Genomic DNA, 24,872 nt, shown 5'->3' with positions numbered 1-24,872 from the left:
CGACACGAGTCTGGAAGTTTCGGTACTCTCTTGTAGAATAAACGCCAAATTATCATTGTTCAGGATTCGTTATGACATTTTCTGTAGTAGTGCTTGCGGCTGGAAAAGGAACCCGCATGAAGTCGTCTTTGCCTAAAGTGCTTCACCCAATTGCAGGCAAACCCATGGTAAAACACATTATCGACACGGTCAGAGAGATTGGTGCAGAGAATGTGCATCTTGTTTACGGGCATGGTGGTGATCAGCTACAAGAGCGATTGTCTGATGAAGCACTATCGTGGTGCTTGCAGAGTGAACAGCTCGGCACAGGGCATGCGGTTCAACAAGCTGTGCCACACATTAAAGACAATGAAGATGTGTTGATTTTGGTAGGCGATGCACCACTGATTAAACCTGATACTCTGCAACGTTTAATCCTTGTTAAACGTAGTGCTGATCTTGCCCTACTGACTGTCGAACTGGAAGATCCTACTGGAATGGGGCGCATTGTTCGCGACGGAGACAATGTTGTTGCTATTGTTGAGCACAAAGATGCGACAGAACAGCAAAGGCAAATTAAAGAAATTAACACCGGCATGATGATGATGGCCGGTGCAGATTTGAAGCGCTGGTTGAGTGCGCTAAATAACAATAATGCGCAAGGTGAGTACTACCTCACTGACGTGATTGAAATGGCTGCCAAAGAGGGAAAAACTATCAAAGCGGCTCATCCAGATACAGCGGTTGAAGTGGAAGGCATTAATAATCGCATGCAGCTGGCTAATATCGAGCGTGCTTATCAACGAGAGCAAGCCAATACGCTCATGATGGAAGGCGTAACGCTGGCCGACCCAGCCAGACTCGATGTGCGTGGCAAAGTGACTGTGGGCCAAGACGTGTTCATTGATGTAAACGTTATAATAGAAGGCAATGTAAACATCGGAAGCAATGTGCGTATTGGGGCGAACTGCCACTTGATTGATTGCGATATTGCAGCTGGTGCAGTGATTGAAGCAAACAGCATAGTTGAACACGCTAATGTTGGCGAAAACTGTTCGGTTGGTCCATTTGCCCGATTGCGCCCAGGTGCGGTAATGGAGTCGTCTTCGAAGGTGGGCAATTTTGTTGAAATGAAAAAAACCATTTTGGGTAAAGGCTCAAAGGCAAACCACCTTACGTATTTGGGCGACACCATTGTGGGTGAAAAAGCGAATATTGGCGCGGGCACCATTACGTGCAATTACGATGGTGTGAATAAGTCTCAGACCATTATTAAAGATGGCGCATTCATTGGCTCAAACAGTTCATTGGTTGCGCCTGTGACGGTGGGTGTCAACGCAACAGTTGGGGCTGGCTCAGTAGTGACTAGAGAAGTGGGTGATGAAGAGCTGGCGATAGCGCGTAATAAGCAGCGTAATATGCAAGGTTGGCAGCGCCCTGTTAAGAAATCATAAGCGTTGTTTGCACGCTCTATATGTTTATCAAGGCCAGCGGTAAAACGCTGGCTTTGTTGTTTTTGTTTGAGAGTTTTCCTAGACACCCACGTTATGGTGAAATTTTAAACTTGCATTTCGAAATTATAAAGATAAAATAAGTTTCAATTCGTAAGTTTGAGTTTCATAATGCAAAAAAGAAATACACAACAACGTCGTCGTGCCATTATTGAGCGCCTTAATGCAAGAGGCGAGGTGGCAGTTGATGAGTTGGCTGATGTATTTAGCACCTCAGAAGTAACCATCCGTAAAGATCTTGCCGAGCTTGAAAATAATGGTTTGCTAATGCGTAAGTTTGGTGGGGCTGTGCCGTTACCGCAAACCGCATCGGAAATGTCGAGCGAGAAAGTTTCAAAACGAAAGAAATGTATCGCCGTTGAGGCAGCGAAGCTGATTCGTGATCACAACCGGATTATTATCGACAGTGGCAGTACAACTGCGGCGCTGCTTCCAGAACTCGCAACTAAGCTTGGGTTGGTGGTAATGACCAACTCGTTGCATGTGGCTAATCAGCTTTTAGAGCAAGAGAACGAGCCCAAGGTGCTGATGACGGGGGGAACATGGGATCCTCAATCGCATTCATTTCAAGGCAAAATGGCAGAATCTATGCTTCGAGCGTACAATTTTGACCAAGTATTTTTAGGCGCAGCGGGTTTAGATTTAGAAAAAGGTACAACAACCTTTAATGAGCTGACGCAGTTAAGCCAAGTGATGGCTGAGGTGGCCAATGAAGTGATTGTGATGGCGGAGTCTGAGAAACTCCAGCGTAAGATACCGAATGTAGAATTACCATGGCAGGCAATTTCGGTGTTAGTAACGGATACTGACATCGGCGTGGCTGCTAAAGCAAAAATTGAATCATATGGCGTTCGTGTTATTTGCGTCGATGAGAAAACCAAATCAGGAGAGTAGTGATGTGTGGGATAGTTGGCGCAGTAGCTGAACGTAATGTGGTAGAAATCTTGTTAGAAGGCCTAAAGCGCCTTGAATATCGTGGATACGACTCTGCGGGCGTGGCATTGCTTGATAGCAGCAATAATTTAACTCGCGTGCGTCGCACAGGTAAAGTTCAAGAGTTGGCAGATGCTGTTGAAGCAAACCCCGTCACTGGCCAAACAGGTATTGCTCACACGCGTTGGGCGACACATGGCGGTGTAACTGAAGCCAATGCACATCCTCATTTTTCGTCTGATCGCATTGCGGTTGTGCACAACGGTATTATTGAGAATTATCAGTCTTTGCGCGAAGCACAAAAGGCGGCAGGCTATACCTTTACCTCTGACACCGACACTGAAACCATCGCGCACCAAGTTGAGATGGAAATGGCGTCAGCCGACAGCTTGTTAAGCGCAGTGCAAACGGCTGTGAAAAAATTTGAAGGCGCGTATGGCACCGTGATCATGGATCGTGAAGATCCATCTCGCGTGGTAGTTGCTCGCTCTGGCTCGCCATTGGTGATTGGTTTGGGTCTTGGTGAAAACTTTATCGCCTCAGACCAAATGGCATTATTGCCTGTTACACGTCGTTTTATTTTCCTTGAAGAAGGGGATGTGGCTGAAATTACCCGTCGTGACGTGCATATTTTTGATAAAGACGGCAATCCTGTTGAGCGTGAAGTGGTGGATTCAGTAGTTGAACATGACGCAGGCGACAAAGGCGGATACCGTCACTATATGCTTAAAGAAATTCATGAGCAGCCCACCGTTGTGCGTAATACCTTGCAACAACGTTTGGGAGAGCATGATTTAGTTGAAGGCATTTTTGGTGACGGAGCGGAAGCGATTTTATCAAAGGTTAAGCACATTCAAATTATTGCCTGCGGTACGTCTTATCATGCCGGAATGACAGCGCGCTATTGGCTGGAACAGTATGCAAATGTGTCATGTAACGTCGAGATTGCCTCTGAATTTCGCTATCGCAAGTCGTTCGTGCACCCAAATAGCTTGTTGGTAACGATTTCACAATCGGGTGAGACGGCAGATACGCTAGCGGCATTGCGCTTAGCAAAAGAGCAAGGCTACATGTCGAGCCTGACCATTTGTAATGTTCCGGGTTCATCGTTGGTTCGTGAGTCTGATATGGCCTTTATGACCCGCGCGGGCGCTGAAATTGGCGTGGCATCTACTAAAGCCTTCACAACGCAGTTGACTGGGTTTTTAATGCTGACTTTGGCGTTGGGTAAGCACAATGGGATGGCTGACAGCGATCATAAAGCCATTGTTGCTGGTCTGTATAGTTTGCCAAGCAAACTAGAAGAAACATTGGCCCTTACGGGCGGCATTGAAGAGTTGGCAGAAGAATTTGCCGACAAAAATCACAGCTTGTTCCTTGGCCGTGGCGATCAATATCCGATTGCAATGGAAGGCGCACTTAAGCTGAAAGAAATTTCATATATTCATGCCGAAGCGTATGCATCAGGCGAGCTCAAGCACGGCCCTCTCGCACTGATTGACGATGAAATGCCCGTCATTGTGGTTGCACCTAACAACGAACTGCTTGAAAAACTGAAATCTAACGTAGAAGAGGTGCGCGCGCGCGGTGGCATCATGTATGTTTTTGCTGACAAAGAAGCGAGCTTTGCAAGCGATGATACCATGCGCGTCATCAACGTCCCGCATTGCGAATCTAGCATTGCACCTATTGTTTACACCTTACCGCTTCAATTGTTGTCGTATTACGTCGCCGTTATCAAAGGCACCGATGTAGACCAACCTCGTAACCTAGCAAAATCAGTAACGGTTGAGTGATTGGGTTGGAGGAGAGAGCGATTATTCGTTCTCTCTCCCTCAAGGCTGTCACTGATGAATATTTTATGTAGAATTTCAGCTTAGTTCATCTATGGCAAGTCCTTCCTGCTTGCCTTATTTTCTAGTCAACACCTTTCATATATTAGTAATGTACTTAAGTCGGAAAGTTTCATGGAAAAGCCAAAGCTGTGAAAGTGGGTGCGGATGCGGTAATAAACACAACCTGTAGCGTTGCTCCTTTGGTAAATAATTGCTGGGCTGCAAAGCAGTGTACAGGCATGGCCGTGAAAAAAATCAGTGACTAAATACGAAACCTAAAGGTAATTTAAAATATGAATCTCAATTGGACGTTACTTGTGGTAATGGTTTTCTTAAACCTTCTCGTTAGCGTCATGCTTTTTAAAAGAGATGACCTAGATAGGTTTCAGAAGGTCGCTCAAACGATGATCGTCTGGCTCTTTCCTATGTTTGGCCCATTGGGGATCTGGCTACTCCATCGAGGGCAAGATGCGGAGGATGGTAAGAGGGCGAGCCAAGCGTTTGGCGGTGGCTCGGGAGGTAACAGTATTAATTACTCCAGCGGTGGCGATTAGTGAAGACATCACCTCGTATTAATCGCATTATAGCGTCATACACCTCCTGATATGCCTTTGGCATACCTGTCTCTTATATTTTTTGCGGTCTTAATATTGTCCTTTTGCATGTGCGTGTATATTGATATCAAATAAGACGTTTGAATCACACCCAAATCTAGCTCCTGCGAATTCAACTCCCAATTCTGCCATTCATTCTTACTCATCAATTAATGTTACATATCGCGCATGTTAAATGTAACGAATAATGCTTTATTACTAGCTATTTTCTTACTTTTGTCTGAATTATTTTCGTAAGAAATATTTATTTTAATATTAATATTTTTTCTAAATCATAATCTTAAGTAATAAATAAGTTTAATTTATTCCTTTCCATAAGGGGGCGTGTTGACTCTCTATTTTATCGATCATAAGGTAAAAAATATTCCATTTGGCGGTTGGAACGAGTGGGCGCACTGGCGCTTTGTATTCAAAGCGTCTCATCTATAACGCGCATGTCATTGCACACTTGAACACAAGGTTAAGTGAAAACATGAAAATGAATAAAATATGCCTCGCTGTGGGCGTGTTACTTTTTGGTCATATGCCCTTGCAAGCTGCACAGGTCTCTTCTACACATGACCAGCTAGACGAATTGCAGGCGTTATTGTCTTCTTCTGGAAAACGACTTTCTTCGGCAGAACACAGTAACAAAGGCGCATTTAAACTGTTAAAAGAGCAAAACTCATCAGAGCATCAATACCTTACTTATCAACAGTTTAATCATGATTTGCCAGTGTGGAATCATCAGGTGGTGATTAAAACGGGTAAAAAAGGCGAGTTTATCGAGGGTTTTGGGCACGTAGTCACCGAGTTTGATAATGATTTAAAAAGCAATAAATCATTTTGGGAAAAATCGGAAGAGGGGGCGCTTGAGGCGGTATTCGCTCATCATAAACTCTTGCCTGAACGTGTTATTAAATCATCGGTTGAGCGAATTATATATCTTGATAATAACCACATGGCGCACTTCGCATTTAAAATTGAATGGATGGCGGATGTTGGCAACCAATCTACATCAATGGTTAAGAAGGTGTCCATATTAGATTCTGACTTTGCCATCATCGATGAACTCGATGCGCTCTTCCGTAATTTTAATGATGGCGGCAGTGGCCCTGGTGGAAACATCAAAGTGGGGGGCAGAACCTACGACAAGTCTGCTTATGATGGAAGCTTGCCACTTCGTACCTTTGTCGTGCACGTCGACAATAATACGTGTTTCCTCAATGCAATGGACGTCGACACCCGCGATGCGAAAAATGAACTCGCGCCTGCGTCGTCGACCTTCAGCTACGATTGCTCAGATGGCAAGAACGAGAATAATCAACGCACGGCCAATAATGCTTACTCACCCCTCAATGATGCCCATTATCACGGGCAAGTGACTCAACTCATGTACCAAACATACCTCAATACCAAGGTATTGGGTGACACCAAGGTGATTCAAAATGTTCACTTTGGGCAAGATATGGATCAGGCGTTTTATGAAGATGGTCAGGTCTATTACGGTGATGGCTATCAGCTTTTCTATCCAATGGTAGCGCTTGATGTGGTGGCGCACGAGTTATCGCACGGTTTTACCCATGAATATGGCAGCGGCACTGAAAAGTTAATGCTTACAGGGCAAGCGCGTGCAATTAACGAGTCTTTCTCTGATATTGCTGGTGAGGCGGCGAAGTTCTATTTGCTGGGAGAAAACGATTGGAAAGCGAATTATGAGGCATATAAAACGCCCAATGCTGCCCTTCGATATATGGATGAGCCTACCCAAGACGGGCAATCTATCGATCACGTTGAGGATTGGGAAGATAACGTCAGTGCCCATCATGGCGGTGGCGTATTTAATAAAGCGTTTCATCGTTTGATCACTCAGTCTGTTAGTGAAACAGAAAGCAATCCATGGAATCCCAAATATGGATTCATCGTGTTTGCGAATGCGAACCGCTATTGTTGGACAGCCACCTCTAGCTACCAAGAAGCAGCATCGTGCGTAAAAAGCCAATTGCAATCGGCTACTACGGCAATGGCAGCAGATGGTGTGCGTAAATCTGATGGCAGCAAATGGCTGACCAATGAGCTTAAAAATCATCTTCGCAAGGCGTTTGCGCAAGTCGGTATTTCATTGCCAGCTAATTATGGTGTGGAATCAGACTTTACACCTGAAACACGCTTTTTAACGGTGTCGTTTCACAATAACACGCGTTTAAATGGTGATGAGATCAACAGCAACACCGCTGACTGGCAGTGGTTGTGGTCGTTCGGTGACGGTAACAATTCTACCAGTAATGCCTTCAATCCATCGTTTGAATACAGTGCTGAAGGGGAATATCCAGTGAGCTTGAAGGCCACAGCGCCAGATGGTTCCACCGATATTTTTCAGTTGTCGGTGTCTACGTGGGCTGATTACTGCACGATATCTGGCGGTAACGAAGACCGCTATTACATTCAATCGGTCACGATGAACGGCCAAACACAAGACAGCGGCAGTAGCCCCTATTCAGATTTTAGCCATAAAGAAATCGACGTAATTGATGGCGGGCAGTTTAACGTGAGCATTAAGGCTGGGTTACCTGATAGTAGCGCCAACAATACCAAGAAGTTTTATATTTGGCTGGATAAAAACGGTGACGGCCAATTCCACAAAACCGAAGAGCTCGCCTATTTCGGTTCAGATAAGCAAAGCATCTCAACGGCATTGTCGGTTAGCGGAGATCCAGGCACTAAAATTCGCGCAAGGGTGATGGTATCGTTTGGGTTATTGTCGAGTGCATGTGGGCAATTTACATGGGGTGAAGCCGAAGACTACACACTAAAAATTGCCGACAACAGCACGCCTCCCACGCTTGACATCACTGCTCAAGTTCAAAGTCAGCAAAATCAAGTCACTTTTAATAACCAAACCCTTGATGGTCGCATTTCTGGGTGGGAATGGGATTTTGGTGACAACAGTGGCACAAGCAATCAAACGTCGCCTGTATACCAATATCGCCAATCGGGGGCTTATGATGTTGTTGCAAAAGCGCTAAGTGCAGACAACCGCGAGTTAGCTCGATGGGAAAATACAGTTAACTTCACTACGGTGACTGAGGCTGAGTTCAACCCTGTCGTAAATGGCCGGCAGGTAGTGCTGACTTCAGGGTTGAGCAAAATGCCCGCGGGTACGCAGGTACACTGGAACTTTGGCGATAACAACAGTGCAACCGATCCAGATGTCAATCACACCTACGGTAGCGATGGTACTTACACCATTACACTTACTTTAACAAATCCAGATAACCCACAGGGCGTGAGTATTGCTAAGCAAGTAGAGGTGGCAGAGCAAGGGTACTTGCCTCAATACGATGTGACAGTCGTTGAGAATCAAAACGGTTCGTTTACTGCCACGTTCAACAATAGCACTGTTACACCGCCAGATGTGCACCACTCTCATAACCGTTGGCGTAACGCGGAGTTGCATTGGACGTTTGGAGACGGCGACAAGTCTACTTCCTACACACGTAACTTTGGTGAAGACACACAACATCATTATACCGCCGAAGGTACATACACGACGAAATTGGAAATTGAATATAAGACCAGTAGTGGTCCTTGGACATCCGTAACCAAGATTGTTCCGATTGAGGTGAAACGCAATCAGCCAGTGGAATATTGCGAGGCATCTGGGTTAACCACTTACGAACATATTCAAAGCATGACCGTAGCAGGCGTCGGCCCGCTAAGTAATGGCAGCGCGGGTGGCATTGTCAATGCCAATAATCCAATCGTTTTGCAAGCCGACACTCCTATCAATTTTGAAATTGTTGCAGGCTACAGTGATGGCGTCGCGTACGCTGAAAATTACCATATCTGGATTGACTTGAATGGCGATGGTCAGTTTGGTGACGGAGACTGGCGCAACAATAAAGCCGAGCGTGTAGCGAATGAACTTGATCAGACCGTAGGCGATGCAGGTACTGGTCGAGTTAATAGCACATTCACGATTCCGTCAAACCTAATCCCGAGGGATAACCTGCAGACCAGAATGCGCGTTCTGCAGTACTACTCCGCTTCACGAGTCAACAGCATTAACCCGTGTTCTAACTATGCCAATGACGGCGGCAGCGGTGAAATCGAAGACTACATCATAGAACTACGTAAATAATTAACAGAGATCAAATTATGAAACTAAACAAAAAGTCCGTATTTGTGCCGCTGTCATTGTCTGTGGCGATATGCGCAGCACTCAGCAGTAACGTTAGCGTTGCGGGTGTGTCAAACCACACACTCCACGAGTATGCGCAAGCCCCTGTTGTGGCTAAACGTGTGAACATCGAGCGCAATAAATTGGGGGTTCGTGAGTTAGATATGACCAACCCTATTCATATGGCATTGGCGAAAGAGCGCTTCGTAAAAGCAGGAAAAACAGAGCAGACCTTTCCGCAGCTGCACAACAGCTTGTTGGAATTGAAAGCGCAGCAAGAACAGCTTAAAAAATTTCCTGCACTAGAAAAAGAAGTGGAGCTCGATCCCGCACAGCTGGATATTATCGAAAACGCGCATTTGTTCTTAGATATGAACGTGGCAGTCGCTGAAGATAATGCTGAACCATACCTGCTTATCAGAGCGAAAAGTTCGGTATTTGGTGGTACGACGGCTACCTATGTCGACTTATTGCTTGAAGATGCCAACGGTAACCAAATTGCGCCAATGGGCAGCACGTTTACCGTACTTGACGGTAAAAATACAGTGGTTATTTCAACAGTAACGCTTAAAACGTTGAAGCAACAATTTCCTAATCTTGACACCATTTACGCAAGTTCTTACGTAGAGACAGAAGACGCGAATGGCAAACTTACGTCAGCACTCAAGTACACGGAATATCCGTTTTCTTGGGCACACATTGACGCTGCGTATAATCAATTGGCCGCGTCTAAAGAAGACACAAATGGCTTCCATAGCAAAATGATCAGCGTGGCGAATGATGGGCGTCCGGTCTATACAGCAACACACCCCGTTGATCAAAACAACGACGCGGTGATTAAAGTATGTTTAAACCGTTCACACTCAGATTGTGACTACAAAGCTGATCAAATTGGCGATCCAAACGAAATTACCGATGTGAACATTCCGTTTGCAGGGCAAATTGTTGTGGGTCACGAAATAACGCAAATCTATGCGACTGACACACCGGTTGGCGAGCGTCCAAATGGTATTGACGAAATCACTAACGTTTATCTTCAAGAAGGCAATTACGGTGGTGCGACTAAGCAGAGCTATAAAGGGTTAGAGGGCACGATTAAGAGCTTCTCTGATTATTTAGAGTTTGATGTTGACCCAGATAAAAAAGAAACTCTCATTAGCTGGAACATTCCACGCGCGGAAGGCCGTTTCGGCAATGCTAAGCTGTTCTCAAATATTGCAGAGGCTAACTGGTATATTACGTTTGCAGTTAAAGGGTTCCCTTACTTCAATCACGGTCGAGGTGGTCGCGAGAGTAACTTCCAAATCTCGATTACCTCTGAAGAAGCATCACGCTTTGGTAACTACTACACGCCAGTACTTCCTAAAATTAAGCTGGGATACAGCTGTTTAGCAAAAGGCACGCTAATCACTATGGCTGACGGCACACAGCTTGAAATTGAAAAAATTCAGGAAGGTGATTTCGTCATGGGTGCGCAGGCAAACAATGCCATGACTGCTGAGGCGATGGAAGTGGTGGATGTGTCTGTAGGTATTGAAGCTATTCAAATGTACCGTATTCACACGGGAGATGAGAGTATTCTGATGACAGAAACCCATCCGGTGTCTACGTCAAACAAAGGCATCGTATGGGCCAGCGAACTTGAGCCTGGTGATCGCATTTTATCGAAATCGGGTTCGGCGCTGGTCACCGAAGTGGCAACGGAGTACTACAAAGATAACATCTACAACCTGAAATTGAAGCCGTCTAAAGAGTCTACGCTTTCTGGCAAGCGTGACCTTGGCATGTTTGCAAACAACATGCTAGTGGGCGATTTATCTGCGCAAGATAAATTCAACTACAAGTATCAGGGTAAAACGCTAACGCAAGAAGAAGTGTTAGAGCAGCTTCCTGAAAAATGGAAAACAGACTACATCAATAGCCTTTAACTTTTCTACAGGCAGCGCCTTGCTGCCTGTCCTTCCAAGGAAATACTTATGCAGATTAGACCTATTATGCTTGCTATGGCGCTTTGCTATACGGGTATGGCCAATGCAGCCTCGGATGATGTACAGCAGTTAAATTCAGAATTACCAGGCGATGGCAACGACACAATCACACTAGGAACCGCTTATCACAGTGAAAAACAAGGCTTGTATTCACTTCAAAGTGTAAACGGTAAGGAAACGCAAGAATATGGCAACACAGAGTTAGACTTTACCGTGGGTGTTGACATGAGTTACGAGCAGCTGGCCAACATGCTTGATGGCAACCTTGGTGCACAACTTGATGTACCTGCCATTAAAGTGGGTGTCGGTGCGAGTTACGCTAAGGAAAACGCCGCAGATAACTACACTGGCACCTACACGCTCTACTTGTCAGTAAAGCCTAAAAAGAAAATGCTTATTCCTTCCACTGACTCGGGTTATCAACCTACGCAGGCGGCAATGAATCTCGTTAATGATGCGCCTGGCGATAAGTTCGAAAACATCGGCAATGAATTTGTCTCGGCGATTGAGTACGGCTCGCAGGTTATGATTAACCTGAAGTTCCAGTACAAAAACAAAGAAGACAAAGTGAAGTGGGGCGGTCAACTCGATGTAGATTGGGTAGGTAAAGTGAGTGTGAGCGGCGCGCTCGAAAAAGTAGACGAAGAGACAAAGCGGAATATCAAGGTTACCGTATCGGCGATTCAAATGGGGGGCGATCCCAACCGTTTGTTGTCAGTTATTCCTGAGCAATTAGTTAATTGTACGATGGAAGATCCCACGCCGTGTTTTGATATTTTTGCTAATACCATTAACTACATTAAAACCGACTACATCAATCAGTTTACCAGCCTTGATAAATACAATGTTGCGAAGCTGTACACCAGCACGTATACCCATTCAGGCCCTGGTTTAAACGCATTGTTACCAGATGCTCCGTATCCAAGTCGTTCAGTACTAACGAAACTCGCAACGAAAAACCTTAGCGAAGCATGGGTACAAGCCATTATGGACAATCGCCGTGCAGACAATCTACTGAATTACTACGCAAATGAGTTAGACGCGAATCACAAAAACAAGCTGGAAAGCATCCGTGATGACTCGCTATTTAATTCATTTTTGTTAGCGGATGCGGTGTCTTACTGCAAACGTAATCCTATTGGTTCGTATTGCCGCAACCGCGAGCTGGCCAGCAATAACAGCATCATTACCTACGACCGCCAATGGCTGGAACTGTAAGGAGTCATGAACATGAAAATGAAAAATACGCTATTTACCTTGTCGGCGTTATGGGTGGTTGGCGCACAAAGCGCGGTAGCAACGACGATCTTCGAGTCGAAAGACATTCTCACACCTCAGCAGGCGCTTGGACGTTATCAATGGTTACAAACCTGTTATCCGAGCTTGCTGATTGAGCTTGCAGATCAAATTTTAGACCCGACTATCCCGCGCAGTGGAGAGCAGAAACAAGAAGAGTTGAAGCAGGTGTTATTGTACAAAAATAACCAGCTTAAATCTGACGCAAAATACATAACCTTTGGTGATGAAAATGGTCAAAATCCCCAGCGTTGGTATGCGGGCAAATCACCCACCGACAGTTGTGTATCGATTCCTTCTGACTACGCGGTCAGCGCACTTATGATTGCCAGCGAGTTACCTCAGTACTGTGCTGTTGCCTCGCGTGAAAAAGGGTATGAGTTCATCAAGTCTGTCACTGTATCTGATTTAGCTAACGAATCAGGGGCGACGTTCTACTCCAATTATGTAGGTAAGGCAGCAAAAGTATATAAAGATCGCAGTTATCAATTGGCGTTGACTCCCGGATTCGTTAACAACGAAAAGTATCCTGAAACGTGGCATGTTTTTGTGGATTGGAACCGTGACGGTGACTTTTCTGATACCGATGAAACCCATTTTGCCGGTGTCTCTGACAGCACCGTGAATTATCAGCTAACGCCTCCAGCAGGCACTCAACCGGGTTTAACGAAAATGCGCATTACCATGGATTACCTTGGTGGTAGCAATGATGCGTGTAAAGAAATCGACTCTGGCGAAGTCGAAGACTATATGTTTTACATTAAATAATCTGGAGGCATCATGAAAGCAACATGTTTATTAGGGCTGATGTTGGCCTCAGGAACTGCGCTCGCGCAATCAGACGTACACATGAAAGCGGAAGCGAAGGCAATAGAACAAGCGAAGCAGAGTTTGTCAGCAAGTAATATCAATCAAACGTTAATTCCAGGGTTGATGAACGATCATGTCATTCTTGGCACAGCTTTTAACACTGACACCAAAGAGTTTTTAAATGTGCAGCCCGTGGCTGGCACGGTGGTCGAGAACTTGGGTAACACGCAGGTGCAGTTTGAACTAATCAACAATGCCTCGTACGACGACGTGCTAAGCCAATTAAACGGTAACGTGGATGTCGATGTTGGCTTCCCCGTTGTACGTGTGAATGCAGGTGGGCACTTAGCCAAAGAAGTCGCCTCTACGGAGTTTTCAAACACATACACGTTTCAGGCAACCCTCACGCCTAAGAAGCGCGTGCTTCAACCGCTCAATACGAATACGGGGTTTACTTTGTCACCCGTAGGTGAGGAGTTGGCAAACAATTATCAAAGTAAATTGATGAGCTTAGCCGGCGATAGTTTCATCACTGAAATTGAGTACGGTGCGCAGTTACTTATTAATATGAAAATTGAGTATTTAAGTGAACAGCACAAAAGCGAAATAGGCGGCTATTTGGGCGTGAGCTATGGCGCGGGAAATATTGGCATTAGTGTCGATGGAAAACTTAATTATATTGATGAGGATCTGAAAAAGAGTGTACGTATTACGGTTAGAGCCTTGCAGAAAGGCGGCGAGCCGACGCGATTACTCAATGTGATCCCTAACAACATAATTTCGTGTTCGTTAGACAACTATGAACCGTGCTTTACGTTATTCGAGCAAGCTGTAAATTACGCGAAAAATGATTTTGGTAAGCAGTTTAATGGATTGTCTGACTATAACGTCGTGCGTTATAAAGCGGTGCCATACAATGCCAGTACTTTGGATGTAAAACGGTTGGCTGCTGACGAGCAAGAGATCCGTTTTGAAACCACATACCGCACTATTTGGCTCGAAGAACAGTTCAAAAAGTCGGTAAATCACGAGCACCGCGCCCGTTCTGTACTGGCGAAATACTCAAGCTGGATGACAGACGAGCAACGCACCAAAGCCCAAGCAGTAAAAGATGCGGCTTACAATAATGCTTGGGTTTATCACGAATATGCCCTGCGCTGCCGCGATAATCCTTACGGGACGGCCTGCGCTGACAATTGGTCGAATTACCAAAGTTCGTGCGGTGCATCAGATGTTCCATGTATTGAAGCCTACAGCCTGAATGACTTAAATATTCCGTCGCAGTCATTATCTACATTCTTTAAGTGTGAAAATGCACGGGAAGCAACAGCAAATTTTGGTGTAGAAGACAACGATACTTCTCTTGGTTTCCGTAACCTTGGTTGGGCGCCAGCATTCGTTGATGCAGAGGATCCGGCTTCAGGTGTTATGGTTTGGGTACCGTGTAAAACCGCATTGGATACATACGGCTCTGCGTTTGAATAGCCAAAATGGTTAGTTATAAAAACTAGCAAAACGTTAAGAAAGAGAGGGACGGGCGTTCCTCTCTTTTTCGCAAACCATGATTGGACAGCAATATGAAAGCCAGACTACTACTTTTATGTTCGTGCCTGTATGCATCTTTTACTTATGGCGATACCTTTTACGCTTTAGGCACCAATAAAGAAACACTGGGTATGGGATTCTCCAGTGAAGTGAATATGCCTTTAAGCCCATGTGTAACAGGAGACTGGATATTTCAGGGAGGGAGTCAGGGAGAGCTAGCGTTTCAACAGGGCATGGACAGCACTACGATGATGAATTCTGTTAGTGGGAGTGTGCGAGGCAGCGTTAATTTCGTTATTTTTGGCGGCTCAGCGAAATTTTCAATGCGTAAAAAAACCACTGAAAACCGCAACAGTATTGCATCAACCTTGATGCTCAATTACAACGGCGGAAATTACTCTTTGGAAAATCGCCGCATTACCGATGAAATAGCCTCCCTTATTCATACCGATCCCGCCGCCGTCGTTGGGCGTTGCGGTGATAGTTACATTCACAGCCTGACAAAAGGCGCTAATTTATATGTAACAGCCAAGCTTTATTTCAGAGACAAAACCGAATACGAGTGGTTTCAAACTAAGATTAAAATAAGGGTGTTATTTTTCAAAAAAACCATCACGAAAACCAAAGAATTCTCTAATGCGATAAAAAATGCGGTGTACAGTGTGCAAGTACATACAGATGGCGGACTGACACCCTATTTACAATCTATAGGCACATCTAAGTATTGCCGAGGCACCGATATCAGTGCGTGTACAGATTATGCAGATCAGTTATTTAGTTATTTATTGGCTGGCGGTAACTATGCTTCAGATCTTACCCCTGAACTGCTCAAACCCATTAAGTACACTGTAGAACCTTACGAGAAGTCAGGCCACATGACGTTAATTCCAGCCTCTGCCAATAATATGCCAGCGGATTATTTACGGATATCTGGCAGGTTGCGGGGGTATCAGGATTTAGTGAATGACGAAATTGAACGGCTTAAAGCCTTCATTGCCGTGGCAACAGAGGCGGAGAAACCCGCGTTAGAAGCGGAGTTTGCATTGAGACAAAGCGAGAGCAATGCTTTGGCAGATGCCGGAGAATACTGCGCCACGTTGCCTGGAGTATATCAATGTGAGCAACGTGTTGAGCAAGCCATAGCACAAGTGCATTAACGCGTGTGTAACGTGAGTCGATTAACCGCGCTAGATGAGACGATATTTCATAAAGGCGTTCGTTAGCATCAATATAACGAACGTTTTCAACATGGTTGTGGTTCTACGTAAACAATATTGTCAGCCAATTCTATTTGCGTCGGTTTGTGGGTAATATATATCACCATCTTGTCTTTTTTGAGAGCAGCAATTGCATCATTGAGTAGTGTTTGGTTTTCTTCATCTAGAGCGCTGGTGAATTCATCAAGAATCACAATGTTGGCTTTTTTGAGAAAAGCGCGGGCAATGGCAATTCTTTGTTTTTGACCACCTGATAATTGCCCTCCTCGATCTCCAATAAGTGTGTGATATCCGTTGGGCAATTTAGAAATGAAATCGTGTGCATTAGCACGTTTACATGCATCTATTACCTCTTCGAGTGGAGGCGGTGGCGTGCTTCCCGCTGCAAATTGAAGGTTTTCTAAAATGGATGCGTTAAACAGCACAGGGTCTTGTTCAACGTATGCAATCGCGCCTCTGAGCGCAGGGATATGTTTTCTTTCAATGCGTTGTTCGCCGATACAAATATGACCGTTTGTGGGCTCGTACAGCCCCATGAGTAACTTAATCAGTGTGGACTTTCCTGCACCTGATGGCCCAACAAGAGCGGTACATTTTCCGTATTCAAAGCGCGCGTTCAACTCTTTTATAACAGGTTTAGAAGCCTGCTGTGGGTAAGTAAACGAAAGTGAACTAAGTTGAATATCACCCGCTACAATCGCTTCTTTACTTGAGATGACGTCGTTATTGCTATCTTCATTCAATATATCAAAAAGGTATTGAGTGGCACCCACAGATTGCATCCATTCAGCCCAAAAACCAGACATTCCATTAAGGCTTGTATAGGCCATACCTAAATACAAAACGAAGGCAGTCAACTCACCCACTGTGAGTGTATTTTTTGAAACCAAAAAGCTTCCAACAATCAGCATTGTGATCATGCTTGCATAGACTAAACCGGTAAACGTCGCCTGAAAGCCGGCAAATAGCCGATTTTCATCCGTGGCAGAGGTGTAGTATTTCTGTTGTGCATCTTCGTATCGATGATTTGCCTGAGCTTTAAAGTTATATATTTTTGTGAGTATGTGACAGTTAAAATTGTCGAAAGCAACCTGGCTGGTTTTTGCGAGATTATTTTGTACCCGCTGAGAATAGGTATCTAACTTACTCCCCAGCCATCGAGTTGCAAAGAAAAAGGCCGGTACGAGAACCAATAAAATTGAAGAAAGTAGAGGCGAAGTCATAAACATCATGACGGCGCTGCCTACTGTAATTAGCGTAGCGCGTAAAAATAGAGATGCGCTAATTGTGATTGTTTGTCTTAATTCTTGTGTATCAACGGTTAGGCGCGACGACATTTCAGATATATTGGCTTGCTCAAAGAAATGCGTATTCTTGTCAAGAATTCGGTTGTGAATTTGCTGCCTAAAGCGCGTAATCGCCTTAATGCCTAACTGCTCGAATAAATAAAAACGTAGCGCACTTAATATAGCAAATGTTATGGCACCAAAAAACAACCCGATATTCAGTGGTGATAACAGTGTATCTGGCTGGTTGCCCTCTACATAGTAATTTACGATCTGTGGAAACAAGAGTTGAATTAGCGCAGTCAGTACCATTAACGTTAATGCCCAAATGGCTAACCCTGTAAAGGGTGCCAAAATAGCTATCCGTTGCATGTGGCGGTTTTTCATTATGCACTTCCTAATACATTATCTTCAAAGTATCGCCAACCATCATCACCGACTAAGCCCTGCGCCTCTATGGTTTTTTGTTCACTAATAAACACATAGGCTGGCGACACTTCATGACGATTTATCCTTAAGTAATCTTGATAGCTCAGTACTGCAATATGAGGTTGTAAGGAAGAGCTTTGAAAGAATTTGTCTAACTTTGGCATTTGGTCGTGCACCAGAATTTGGATTGTGACGTTGGCATCATCTGACCGTAAAATCATTTGTTCAAGCATCGGTAGTTTACTTTTGCATTTAGGGCAATTGGTTTGTAAAAACACCGCCGCAGTGTCAACGTGCTGCCGAGGGATTGCCAAGGGGGCATCTGAAGAAAGCTGTGTGGCTGTTAGCACAGGAAACTCTTCATCTTCGATGATCCTTTGCATGGGCGCTTCCTCATGGTGAAGAAAGTGTCGAATGAGTTTAACGTTCAACGCTAAATTGAGGGCGGTTAGGCTTGAGATAATGGCCAATAAGATAAGAAGTTCATTGTCATTCATGAGAGAGGTAACCCTAAAAACTTCACGATAGGTTTGATGTTAAGAATCACCAGTAACAGAGAAATGGATAGACAAACATATACTACGCTTATCACGTGCCACTCTAGCAAAGGGGGCGAGTACCACACAAATAGGCAGCTTAAGAAAAGCAGACTATTTCTTATGGCATCAACGAAATTGATTTCATCAGTTTCACCGAAACAGTTACACGTTAACGCGTTGTCTGACACTGTACCTATAATTGAAATCAGCAAAAAAATAGCGAATAACGCACTGGCAACGAGAATAACTGGAAGGAAAGTTGGGGGCGCTAAAAGCAAAATAGCCACGCACGCTTCTGTTGCAATTATGCCTGTTGCGAAGAGAAAACTTGCAGCAGAGGGTACGTAAAAGCTGATTTCAAGATTCGCTTTGAACTCGTCAAAATGTCGTAACTTACTGTAACTCGCATACATGAGAGTGAATGCCAACAGGAGAAGCAAGATTGCGCTTAGCGTATTTAGTATCATGCGCGTGTCCATTGCGTGATGATCGAATCGGGTGTCTTAATACGTTGGCTAACGGAGTCCGGAGAGATAATTAGCGCATCGCACCAAGTGTCATCTATATTTTCACGTGCCGCGCCTCCGATCATTGCTGGTAAGTTTTCGGCAAATACGCTGCATGCCTCTTCGAGCTCTTTCGCGGCACAAGTATTCAATCCTAAGCGCTGTAATTGCTCTCCTGTTAAATAGTAATTGTGGCTATGTAACCCATTAATTAAAAAGCGACTTATCTCCATTATTTGCGTGTTTTCTAAATAAGCAGGAAGAGAGAGTAACTCTTGAGCGACTTGATAGGTTTCTTGTTCAGTTCGGTAAAAGGCTGTTAGCGTAGGAGCAAAAATTGAATCAGCAAGGGTAGACAACATGGTTTTTGCTTCAGATTCATCAATACCGAACCAATCAACACAGCTGTTTGGAAAATAGCGAATATCATTCGTAGAAATTGATTGAGAGTCATCTCCTCCATTGCCATGTAAATGAGGGTCGATAGCCGTAAATAATGATAATGGCGTGTACAAGATTTGCTTCGCTGCCAATGCTAGTAGTGTTCCTGAGGACTGGCAATGGGAGGGTACGATGATGTTAGTGGCGCCAGCAAAATCATGAAGTAGTAGCGCAATTCTGCGTGTTGCGTTTACATCACCGCCTTTTGTGTATAGCACAATGTCTAATTCATCTTGTTGATCAATCTGCTTACGGTAACGATACAATTCAGTGAGCAATCCAATATCAAGATGAGGAGCGGCTATGAGAAGAATACTTTTCTTACGCTGTACTTGAATAGAAATCAAGGCACTTTTTACAGATTCGATGAGGTAATTGGTCATAGTTTACAAGCCTTGATTAATGCATCGGCCATTATCGATGTAAGGGGCAGTGAGGAAACGCGTTCTTCAACAAAAAGAAACTGTCCATTTGGGTTGTTTTCGAGAAATACATAGCTGCCCTCAGGAGTGACAATAAAGTCTAATGCGGCGTAGTTAAGCCCATAGTGCTGAATGAATTTTATACACTTTTCAGTTATTAAATCAGGTAATGAATAGTGGGAGTAGGGAATATCTATATAGTGCTGTCGGCAATCAACGCGACTTTCAGGATGCTTCTGTGAGTCAATTTTTGCTGAGTAAAGCGTGCCATCAATGTACGTTACTCGCAGCTCATAGGCTTTATCGACATAATGCTGAAACTGATTTGGAATCAAGGCGAGCGAAGCCTCGTCTTCTAACATGTCATTTTTTACCAAGGAGGTAAATACGGCTTGGTAGTCATCGCCTGTATCCATAATGATAGGATCAGACATCGTCTTGTATATTGAAGATTCGCTACGCTGATGAAAAGCGGTTACGCTTTCTGGATCATTCGATATGAGCGTGTTAGGAATATTCAATCCTAAGCGATGTGCTGTAACGAGCTGCTCACCTTTCCACATTGCCGCTCGAAGTTGCTTAGGATGGTTCATCCAATAACATGGTAAAGTATACAGCGCGCTAAAAAGCGCATGTTCCGATTCGGCGTTGGCAAATGGAATAAAATCATCTTCAATTTTGTCGCCAAAAGAAAACGGGGCTGGTTTTCTAGACCAAACCGCGCCAATTTCTTCTGAGTGAATACACTCATTAGAACGTAAGTGCTTAAGAGAGAAATAGGATTCGGAACCGCTTATGTATTGGCTAAGCGCATAGTTCGATGGGAACTCGTCAAAATTTAAAGTAAAGTACGGAATGCGCCTCGCTCGAAGTACATCAAGCATTCGCATGACATGATAATCATGTTGATTGCTAAGAATGAGAATTTTTTTCATATCCTTTGAATTTAAGCGCTTAAACGCTGACTCCTTTACTATGACGTATTTCCTGCCAAGTTTACTTTAGAGTGATAAAACTCCCTTTGCTAAGTAGCTCTAAAATTGAGCTACTTAGATTCAATGGTACTGTTTATTAACACCACATACCGTTATCTCGTGATCCACGTCTAGAGTCCGCTCGCATATCAGGACCTGAGCATCCAGCGACTGCAGGTTGGTTTGTGGCTTTCCATTTTTTATCCATCTTAACTTCAGATTTTGATGCTACGCGTTGAGCAAAAATATTCTGTTTTGCTTTCATACTAGAATCTCCTTTTTAGTAAATGACCTGCACTAATTTGCACAGGTTTGTACATTTAATACACAATAAAGGCGCATGGCAAGTAATTTTACATTTTAATAACAAAAAAGCGTGTAAGATGAAATTTTTTAAGGAAAGCTAGAATTGACTTCGAGATGTTTGAAGAGAATAACAATAAATGGGGTTTGAAGTAGCTCACTATTTGAGCTACTTAGATCAGAATATTGCTTAGCACCAAATACCGTTATCGCGCCCCCCCCAGCGGGAATTACCGCGAGCGTCAGGGCCTGAACACCCTGCAATAGCTGGCTTTTTGCTAGCTTTCCATTTCTTATCCATCTTAACTTCAGACTTCGTTGCTACACGTTGAGCAAAAATATTCTGTTTAGCTTTCATACTAAGATCTCCTTGTTAGTTACAACTTGATTAAAAATTAATCAAGAAAACTCATTAAATACGTAGTGCTGATTTTTTTCAAGTTAGATTTACGATTTTTTAACAATAGGGGGTATAGATGGATCGAATACACTATGAGTTATGGGTAATATTCTAAGTGAAAGATGTAAATGTCTAGTTCTGTACACTTTACATATATCAAGTCTCTACCTTCACTTATTTCCATAAAATGTAAGCAATGTAATTTTAATGACCGCATAATTTAATTTGCGGTCATTATTTTCATTACAAAAACGTTAACGGTGGAGCGGTGAAGTGTTTTAGGTTGGGTAATGCGTGTTGGAGGTGTGCATCGCTTACACCAAACCAGCGGCCCAGTGGGTAGGCGAATTGGTCGACAGAAATGTCTGGAATTAGGCGACCACCGCCAGCATCGCGCTCATGTCCTAACGTTGACTCGGGGATTGTGCCGTATATATCGTTGCCTTTCACTGCCCCGCCCATCACGAAGTGATGACTACCCCAGCCATGATCGGTTCCGTCACCATTTACCGCAAGCGTTCTGCCAAAATCAGACGCAGTGAACAAGGTCACATTATTGTGTAATCCCATTTCTTTCATCGCTTGACTAAATGCCACGAGGCCTTGATCGATTTGAGTCAGCAGCGCAGGCAGTGATTTGGCTTGGTTAGAATGGGTGTCAAAGCCGCCCATTCCCACAAAAAATACTTGTCGCGACACGCCAAGTTCTTTTCTTAGTGAAATGGTTTTGGCGACGGCGTTGAGTTGTCCTCCTAACTGACCTGTAGGGAAGGTGGTTGAAATAGATTGCGTTGCAGCTTGTGTGGCGCGGTCGAAGGCTGAATTCGCTGAATAGGCGTTATTTAAGATGGCACTCATATCGCCATGTAAAAGATGATCATAGTTAACCGTATTTTTGCCAAAATGATGGCGCAATGCGGCTTCTAACTCCGCTTGTTCAGTGTCTTCTGACAAGTGTTCCAGTATGCCAATTTTCGCAGCGCCTTGGGTGCTAATTTGATAAGACTGAACAGTATTTCCTGTTAAAAATAAAGCACTGCCATCGGTAGAAATATTGGTAAAGGTTTTGCCTGTATTGCTGCTTGCTGCATGGTCGGCAAACAATCCTCCCCAGCCGGTCTGGGCACCTTCGGGGGCGCTAGACTGCCAGATAGCCTGTTGATCGTTGTGTGAAAACAAGCGCGGGGGTAATTTTACCGCTTTGGCTTCTAAGGCTGCTTTACTTACCGGTTCAATCATCGGGCCGACATTGCCTATGATGGCAGCATCGCCAGCATCAAAAAGCTGTTTCACACCAGCCATTTCAGGCGGGAGGGCAAACTGCCTGTTGCCTTGTTTGTGTGAAATAGGATTGAGAGGCAGTAGGTTCTCTCGTTGGCGTGCACTCCCTTGAATAGTCAACAAGCTTTGTCTGACTTGCTTAAATTGATTGTATGACGCTTGATCGTAAGGTAATACGACATCGTGGGCGTCCATTCCTCCGTAGAGGAATACACACACGAGTGCTTTATAATCTCCTTGAGACTGCGCGTGAGCAGGAAAGCTAAAAAGTGATGACGCTAGGCCGCTGGCACATGCACTAGCGGCAACGCCTGCTCCTGCCCCTTTTAAAAATGCTCGTCGATTAAGTTTCATATCGTTCTCCTAGCGTTGTACAAGGTAGTCAGGGGATGTCATTATCATGAATACTGCCAGCATGACGCGCCGATAAAGTGGATCGTCTTCCATTTCGAGCGACTCGCTATCGTCATTGCCCGCCGTGTTGTCCGTGTCTATTTCGCTGATTTCAATCAGTGCAATGGTGCTGGCAATGTGTTGTTGAGTTGATTCGCTCAATGCATTGGCGCTGAGCAAAAGTGATAAATGGCGAACAAGTTTCTCGGGGTCATTGGCTAGGGTGCGTTCAAAATCATAGTTAGGCAAAAAACTGCGTTCAGAACCACTAAAGTCATACCGAACTTCAACATCGCCTTCGTCTATGGCCTCTACTTTTTCTTCTTCACTGAGCACCTCTGGATCTTCTTGGACTGCCGCAAAAATAAACCCTTCCATAAAGTTGATGTAGCCCGGAATGCTGGAAGCCGTTACGATTTGTAGCTCGGGCACGGTTAGGCCTTCCTCACCAGATTGGGTGGCAGGAGGCACGTATCCAGGTCGGAAAAAATTAAAAACAGAGTGAGAGTGATGCGCCTGTTGGTTTAATGTGTCAGTCGATTCTGTATTCCACAACAGCGGGATTAATTCCGGGGTGACATTCTCAAGTGCAAAAGCACGCGCCCAGTTAGTAAAGCGCAATACGGGTTCGCGTACTTTAGCAAAGCGTTTCGTGTCGACTTGGCTGTGCGGATTGATATCTGATGTTGCATCGGGGTCAAATAAAATCGCTGCTAATGTGGCTTTCAAATCTCCTTTTCGGCCTTCGCCTACCTGAACGTCGTTAGGCAACGTGTATAACCCCGTTTCAAATGCCGTTGCTACGCGTTCGATATAATCGGGCTCAGGATGGCTGGTGGTAAATCGCTGAATTAACTGTCGTGCAATAAAAGGTGCGACGCTGGGCTGAGCCATAATATGATCAATGGCCATTTGAATACTGGTAACGCCATCGGTGTTCGCGGGAATCGTCAGCCCTAAGAACGTTTTTTCTTTACGTGAATGCAGATCTGGGTTCAACGCCATTGGAATCGGTGCCAATTCGGGATAGAAGGTTTCTCCATCCACTTCATCGTGTTCATCACCATAGGCAAAATCAAGACCGGTAAAAACGCGCGCAAGACCGGTGATATCTTGGTTGTCATACAACTCTATTGGATTACCCTGCTCGTTGAGTTTGGGTGTTCCGTCCATATTCAAGGCGACAAGACCAACGGAAAACAACTGTAAAATCTCTCTGGCGTAGTTTTCATCAGGCACACTGCCTGTCTCTGGATTGCCTTTTTTATTCCCTTGATAGGTTAGGTACATGCCCATAGCAGGCGAATAGGTAATATCTAACAGTAAGTCGCCATAGTTGCCGAAGGCATGTTTAGCGAGTAGATCCATGTAATAGGCCATTAATTCTGGATATTCTGATAGGTATTCGGCACCGGTATGAGACACAACGACGATTTGCGATAACGCAAATGCCATGCGTTGCCTTAACTGGTCGTTTCCAGCAATGGCATTTTTCCAAAAGGCAAAGCCGGTCATTTGGCCGTTTAAATAATTAATATCTTCGATGTATTCGGGCAAGCCGAAATGTTGCCGATAGGTTAGCAGCATAGGAAGTGTGTATTGAGTGGGCATATCAAATTGCTTCATGACCCAATCTGAACTGGCCGTGCCGGTGAGTGCTTCAACCTGCTGGTGAGTCGCGCCGAAGGTTGCTTGCCCTAAAAATCGAGACGTAGACGCAGGGGTTTGAAAGCGCTCTATGCCCTGTATGTCTGCTTTGGTGGTTGAATCGGGCGCAGGCGCAGTAGGGCTGCTCGAACCCTGTGCGGGTGACGTCACGTTGGTTGAGGTGACGGCACTTGCTGTGTTTGTTTCAGACGACCCACTGCCACCGCAAGCAGCCAGCACAGTCAGCAGTGCGCTCAGAAGTGCGCCGTGTATTGCGCTTTGCCTAATATTGGTTGACGGCAGTTTGTCGGGAAGACATTGTGTTAAAAAAGAACCCATGGTTTCACCTTTACTGTGGGAAGTT

19 protein-coding genes are annotated in these 24,872 nt (G+C 44.7%); 10 read left to right on the top strand and 9 right to left on the bottom strand.

Annotated features, from left to right (window positions below; genetic code table 11):
* Positions 1 to 71 precede the first annotated feature (71 nt).
* From glmU to OE749_RS13390, 10 genes are all read left to right on the top strand, one after another.
* Complete coding sequence (glmU, locus tag OE749_RS13435) at positions 72 to 1,433, top strand: bifunctional UDP-N-acetylglucosamine diphosphorylase/glucosamine-1-phosphate N-acetyltransferase GlmU (RefSeq protein WP_263712984.1); 1,362 nt, start codon at positions 72 to 74, stop codon at positions 1,431 to 1,433.
* 168 nt (positions 1,434 to 1,601) lie between these two features.
* Positions 1,602 to 2,384, top strand: a complete 783-nt coding sequence (locus OE749_RS13430; RefSeq protein ID WP_263712983.1) for a DeoR/GlpR family DNA-binding transcription regulator — start codon at positions 1,602 to 1,604, stop codon at positions 2,382 to 2,384.
* A gap of 2 nt (positions 2,385 to 2,386) precedes the next feature.
* Positions 2,387 to 4,219: a glutamine--fructose-6-phosphate transaminase (isomerizing) gene (gene glmS, locus OE749_RS13425; protein WP_263712982.1), complete on the top strand. Its 1,833-nt coding sequence runs from the start codon at positions 2,387 to 2,389 to the stop codon at positions 4,217 to 4,219.
* Between the two features lie 332 nt (positions 4,220 to 4,551).
* Positions 4,552 to 4,812 (top strand): hypothetical protein, encoded by a 261-nt coding sequence (locus OE749_RS13420; protein ID WP_263712981.1) that lies wholly within the window; start codon positions 4,552 to 4,554, stop codon positions 4,810 to 4,812.
* A 532-nt stretch (positions 4,813 to 5,344) separates the two neighbouring features.
* The gene (locus OE749_RS13415) at positions 5,345 to 8,992 is read left to right on the top strand and encodes a PKD domain-containing protein (RefSeq protein ID WP_263712980.1); all 3,648 of its coding nucleotides are present in this window, start codon (positions 5,345 to 5,347) and stop codon (positions 8,990 to 8,992) included.
* Positions 8,993 to 9,009: 17 nt separating this feature from the next.
* Complete coding sequence (locus OE749_RS13410; RefSeq protein ID WP_263712979.1) at positions 9,010 to 10,959, top strand: Hint domain-containing protein; 1,950 nt, start codon at positions 9,010 to 9,012, stop codon at positions 10,957 to 10,959.
* A 48-nt stretch (positions 10,960 to 11,007) separates the two neighbouring features.
* A complete protein-coding gene (locus OE749_RS13405) occupies positions 11,008 to 12,237 on the top strand; it encodes an internalin (protein ID WP_263712978.1) in 1,230 nt (409 codons plus the stop codon).
* 12 nt (positions 12,238 to 12,249) lie between these two features.
* Positions 12,250 to 13,083, top strand: coding sequence for a GEVED domain-containing protein (locus OE749_RS13400; RefSeq protein ID WP_263712977.1), 834 nt, complete (start codon positions 12,250 to 12,252; stop codon positions 13,081 to 13,083).
* 12 nt (positions 13,084 to 13,095) lie between these two features.
* Entirely contained in the window at positions 13,096 to 14,610 is a 1,515-nt protein-coding gene (locus OE749_RS13395; protein ID WP_263712976.1) for a hypothetical protein, read from the top strand.
* A 92-nt stretch (positions 14,611 to 14,702) separates the two neighbouring features.
* The gene (locus OE749_RS13390) at positions 14,703 to 15,827 is read left to right on the top strand and encodes a hypothetical protein (RefSeq protein ID WP_263712975.1); all 1,125 of its coding nucleotides are present in this window, start codon (positions 14,703 to 14,705) and stop codon (positions 15,825 to 15,827) included.
* 86 nt (positions 15,828 to 15,913) lie between these two features.
* Here the strand turns inward: OE749_RS13390 and OE749_RS13385 are convergent, their stop codons facing one another.
* The 9 genes from OE749_RS13385 to OE749_RS13345 form a co-directional block, all read right to left on the bottom strand.
* Complete coding sequence (locus OE749_RS13385) at positions 15,914 to 17,560, bottom strand: ABC transporter ATP-binding protein (protein WP_263712974.1); 1,647 nt, start codon at positions 17,558 to 17,560, stop codon at positions 15,914 to 15,916.
* On the bottom strand, positions 17,560 to 18,099 hold the full coding sequence (locus OE749_RS13380; protein ID WP_263712973.1) for a hypothetical protein: 540 nt from the start codon (positions 18,097 to 18,099) through the stop codon (positions 17,560 to 17,562). Before OE749_RS13380 ends, OE749_RS13385 begins: the two co-directional genes overlap by 1 nt.
* Positions 18,096 to 18,554 carry a MauE/DoxX family redox-associated membrane protein gene (locus tag OE749_RS18615; protein ID WP_404828181.1) on the bottom strand — a complete coding sequence of 153 codons (459 nt, stop codon included), beginning with the start codon at positions 18,552 to 18,554 and terminating at the stop codon, positions 18,096 to 18,098. Before OE749_RS18615 ends, OE749_RS13380 begins: the two co-directional genes overlap by 4 nt.
* A 50-nt stretch (positions 18,555 to 18,604) precedes the next feature.
* On the bottom strand, positions 18,605 to 19,471 hold the full coding sequence (locus OE749_RS13370; protein ID WP_263712971.1) for an SDH family Clp fold serine proteinase: 867 nt from the start codon (positions 19,469 to 19,471) through the stop codon (positions 18,605 to 18,607).
* Entirely contained in the window at positions 19,468 to 20,445 is a 978-nt protein-coding gene (locus OE749_RS13365; protein WP_263712970.1) for an MvdC/MvdD family ATP grasp protein, read from the bottom strand. Before OE749_RS13365 ends, OE749_RS13370 begins: the two co-directional genes overlap by 4 nt.
* 136 nt (positions 20,446 to 20,581) lie before the next feature.
* Complete coding sequence (locus OE749_RS13360) at positions 20,582 to 20,749, bottom strand: hypothetical protein (RefSeq protein ID WP_263712969.1); 168 nt, start codon at positions 20,747 to 20,749, stop codon at positions 20,582 to 20,584.
* A 228-nt stretch (positions 20,750 to 20,977) separates the two neighbouring features.
* Positions 20,978 to 21,145, bottom strand: coding sequence for a hypothetical protein (locus OE749_RS13355; RefSeq protein WP_263712968.1), 168 nt, complete (start codon positions 21,143 to 21,145; stop codon positions 20,978 to 20,980).
* A 285-nt stretch (positions 21,146 to 21,430) separates the two neighbouring features.
* Positions 21,431 to 22,822, bottom strand: coding sequence for a DUF1501 domain-containing protein (locus tag OE749_RS13350; protein WP_263712967.1), 1,392 nt, complete (start codon positions 22,820 to 22,822; stop codon positions 21,431 to 21,433).
* A gap of 9 nt (positions 22,823 to 22,831) precedes the next feature.
* Positions 22,832 to 24,847: a DUF1800 domain-containing protein gene (locus tag OE749_RS13345; protein ID WP_263712966.1), complete on the bottom strand. Its 2,016-nt coding sequence runs from the start codon at positions 24,845 to 24,847 to the stop codon at positions 22,832 to 22,834.
* Positions 24,848 to 24,872 lie beyond the last annotated feature (25 nt).

Origin of the sequence: Fluctibacter corallii (genome assembly GCF_025751585.1) — a bacterium.
GTDB lineage: Bacteria > Pseudomonadota > Gammaproteobacteria > Enterobacterales > Alteromonadaceae > Fluctibacter_A > Fluctibacter_A corallii.
This window is presented reverse-complemented; position numbering and strand designations above follow the sequence as displayed.

Coding starts and splice junctions, on each gene's coding strand:
- glmU (WP_263712984.1), top strand. CDS start 72: ATGACATTTTCTGTAGTAGTGCTTGCGGCTGGAAAAGGAACCCGCATG.
- OE749_RS13430 (WP_263712983.1), top strand. CDS start 1,602: ATGCAAAAAAGAAATACACAACAACGTCGTCGTGCCATTATTGAGCGC.
- glmS (WP_263712982.1), top strand. CDS start 2,387: ATGTGTGGGATAGTTGGCGCAGTAGCTGAACGTAATGTGGTAGAAATC.
- OE749_RS13420 (WP_263712981.1), top strand. CDS start 4,552: ATGAATCTCAATTGGACGTTACTTGTGGTAATGGTTTTCTTAAACCTT.
- OE749_RS13415 (WP_263712980.1), top strand. CDS start 5,345: ATGAAAATGAATAAAATATGCCTCGCTGTGGGCGTGTTACTTTTTGGT.
- OE749_RS13410 (WP_263712979.1), top strand. CDS start 9,010: ATGAAACTAAACAAAAAGTCCGTATTTGTGCCGCTGTCATTGTCTGTG.
- OE749_RS13405 (WP_263712978.1), top strand. CDS start 11,008: ATGCAGATTAGACCTATTATGCTTGCTATGGCGCTTTGCTATACGGGT.
- OE749_RS13400 (WP_263712977.1), top strand. CDS start 12,250: ATGAAAATGAAAAATACGCTATTTACCTTGTCGGCGTTATGGGTGGTT.
- OE749_RS13395 (WP_263712976.1), top strand. CDS start 13,096: ATGAAAGCAACATGTTTATTAGGGCTGATGTTGGCCTCAGGAACTGCG.
- OE749_RS13390 (WP_263712975.1), top strand. CDS start 14,703: ATGAAAGCCAGACTACTACTTTTATGTTCGTGCCTGTATGCATCTTTT.
- OE749_RS13385 (WP_263712974.1), bottom strand. CDS start 17,560: ATGAAAAACCGCCACATGCAACGGATAGCTATTTTGGCACCCTTTACA.
- OE749_RS13380 (WP_263712973.1), bottom strand. CDS start 18,099: ATGAATGACAATGAACTTCTTATCTTATTGGCCATTATCTCAAGCCTA.
- OE749_RS18615 (WP_404828181.1), bottom strand. CDS start 18,554: ATGTATGCGAGTTACAGTAAGTTACGACATTTTGACGAGTTCAAAGCG.
- OE749_RS13370 (WP_263712971.1), bottom strand. CDS start 19,471: ATGACCAATTACCTCATCGAATCTGTAAAAAGTGCCTTGATTTCTATT.
- OE749_RS13365 (WP_263712970.1), bottom strand. CDS start 20,445: ATGAAAAAAATTCTCATTCTTAGCAATCAACATGATTATCATGTCATG.
- OE749_RS13360 (WP_263712969.1), bottom strand. CDS start 20,749: ATGAAAGCAAAACAGAATATTTTTGCTCAACGCGTAGCATCAAAATCT.
- OE749_RS13355 (WP_263712968.1), bottom strand. CDS start 21,145: ATGAAAGCTAAACAGAATATTTTTGCTCAACGTGTAGCAACGAAGTCT.
- OE749_RS13350 (WP_263712967.1), bottom strand. CDS start 22,822: ATGAAACTTAATCGACGAGCATTTTTAAAAGGGGCAGGAGCAGGCGTT.
- OE749_RS13345 (WP_263712966.1), bottom strand. CDS start 24,847: ATGGGTTCTTTTTTAACACAATGTCTTCCCGACAAACTGCCGTCAACC.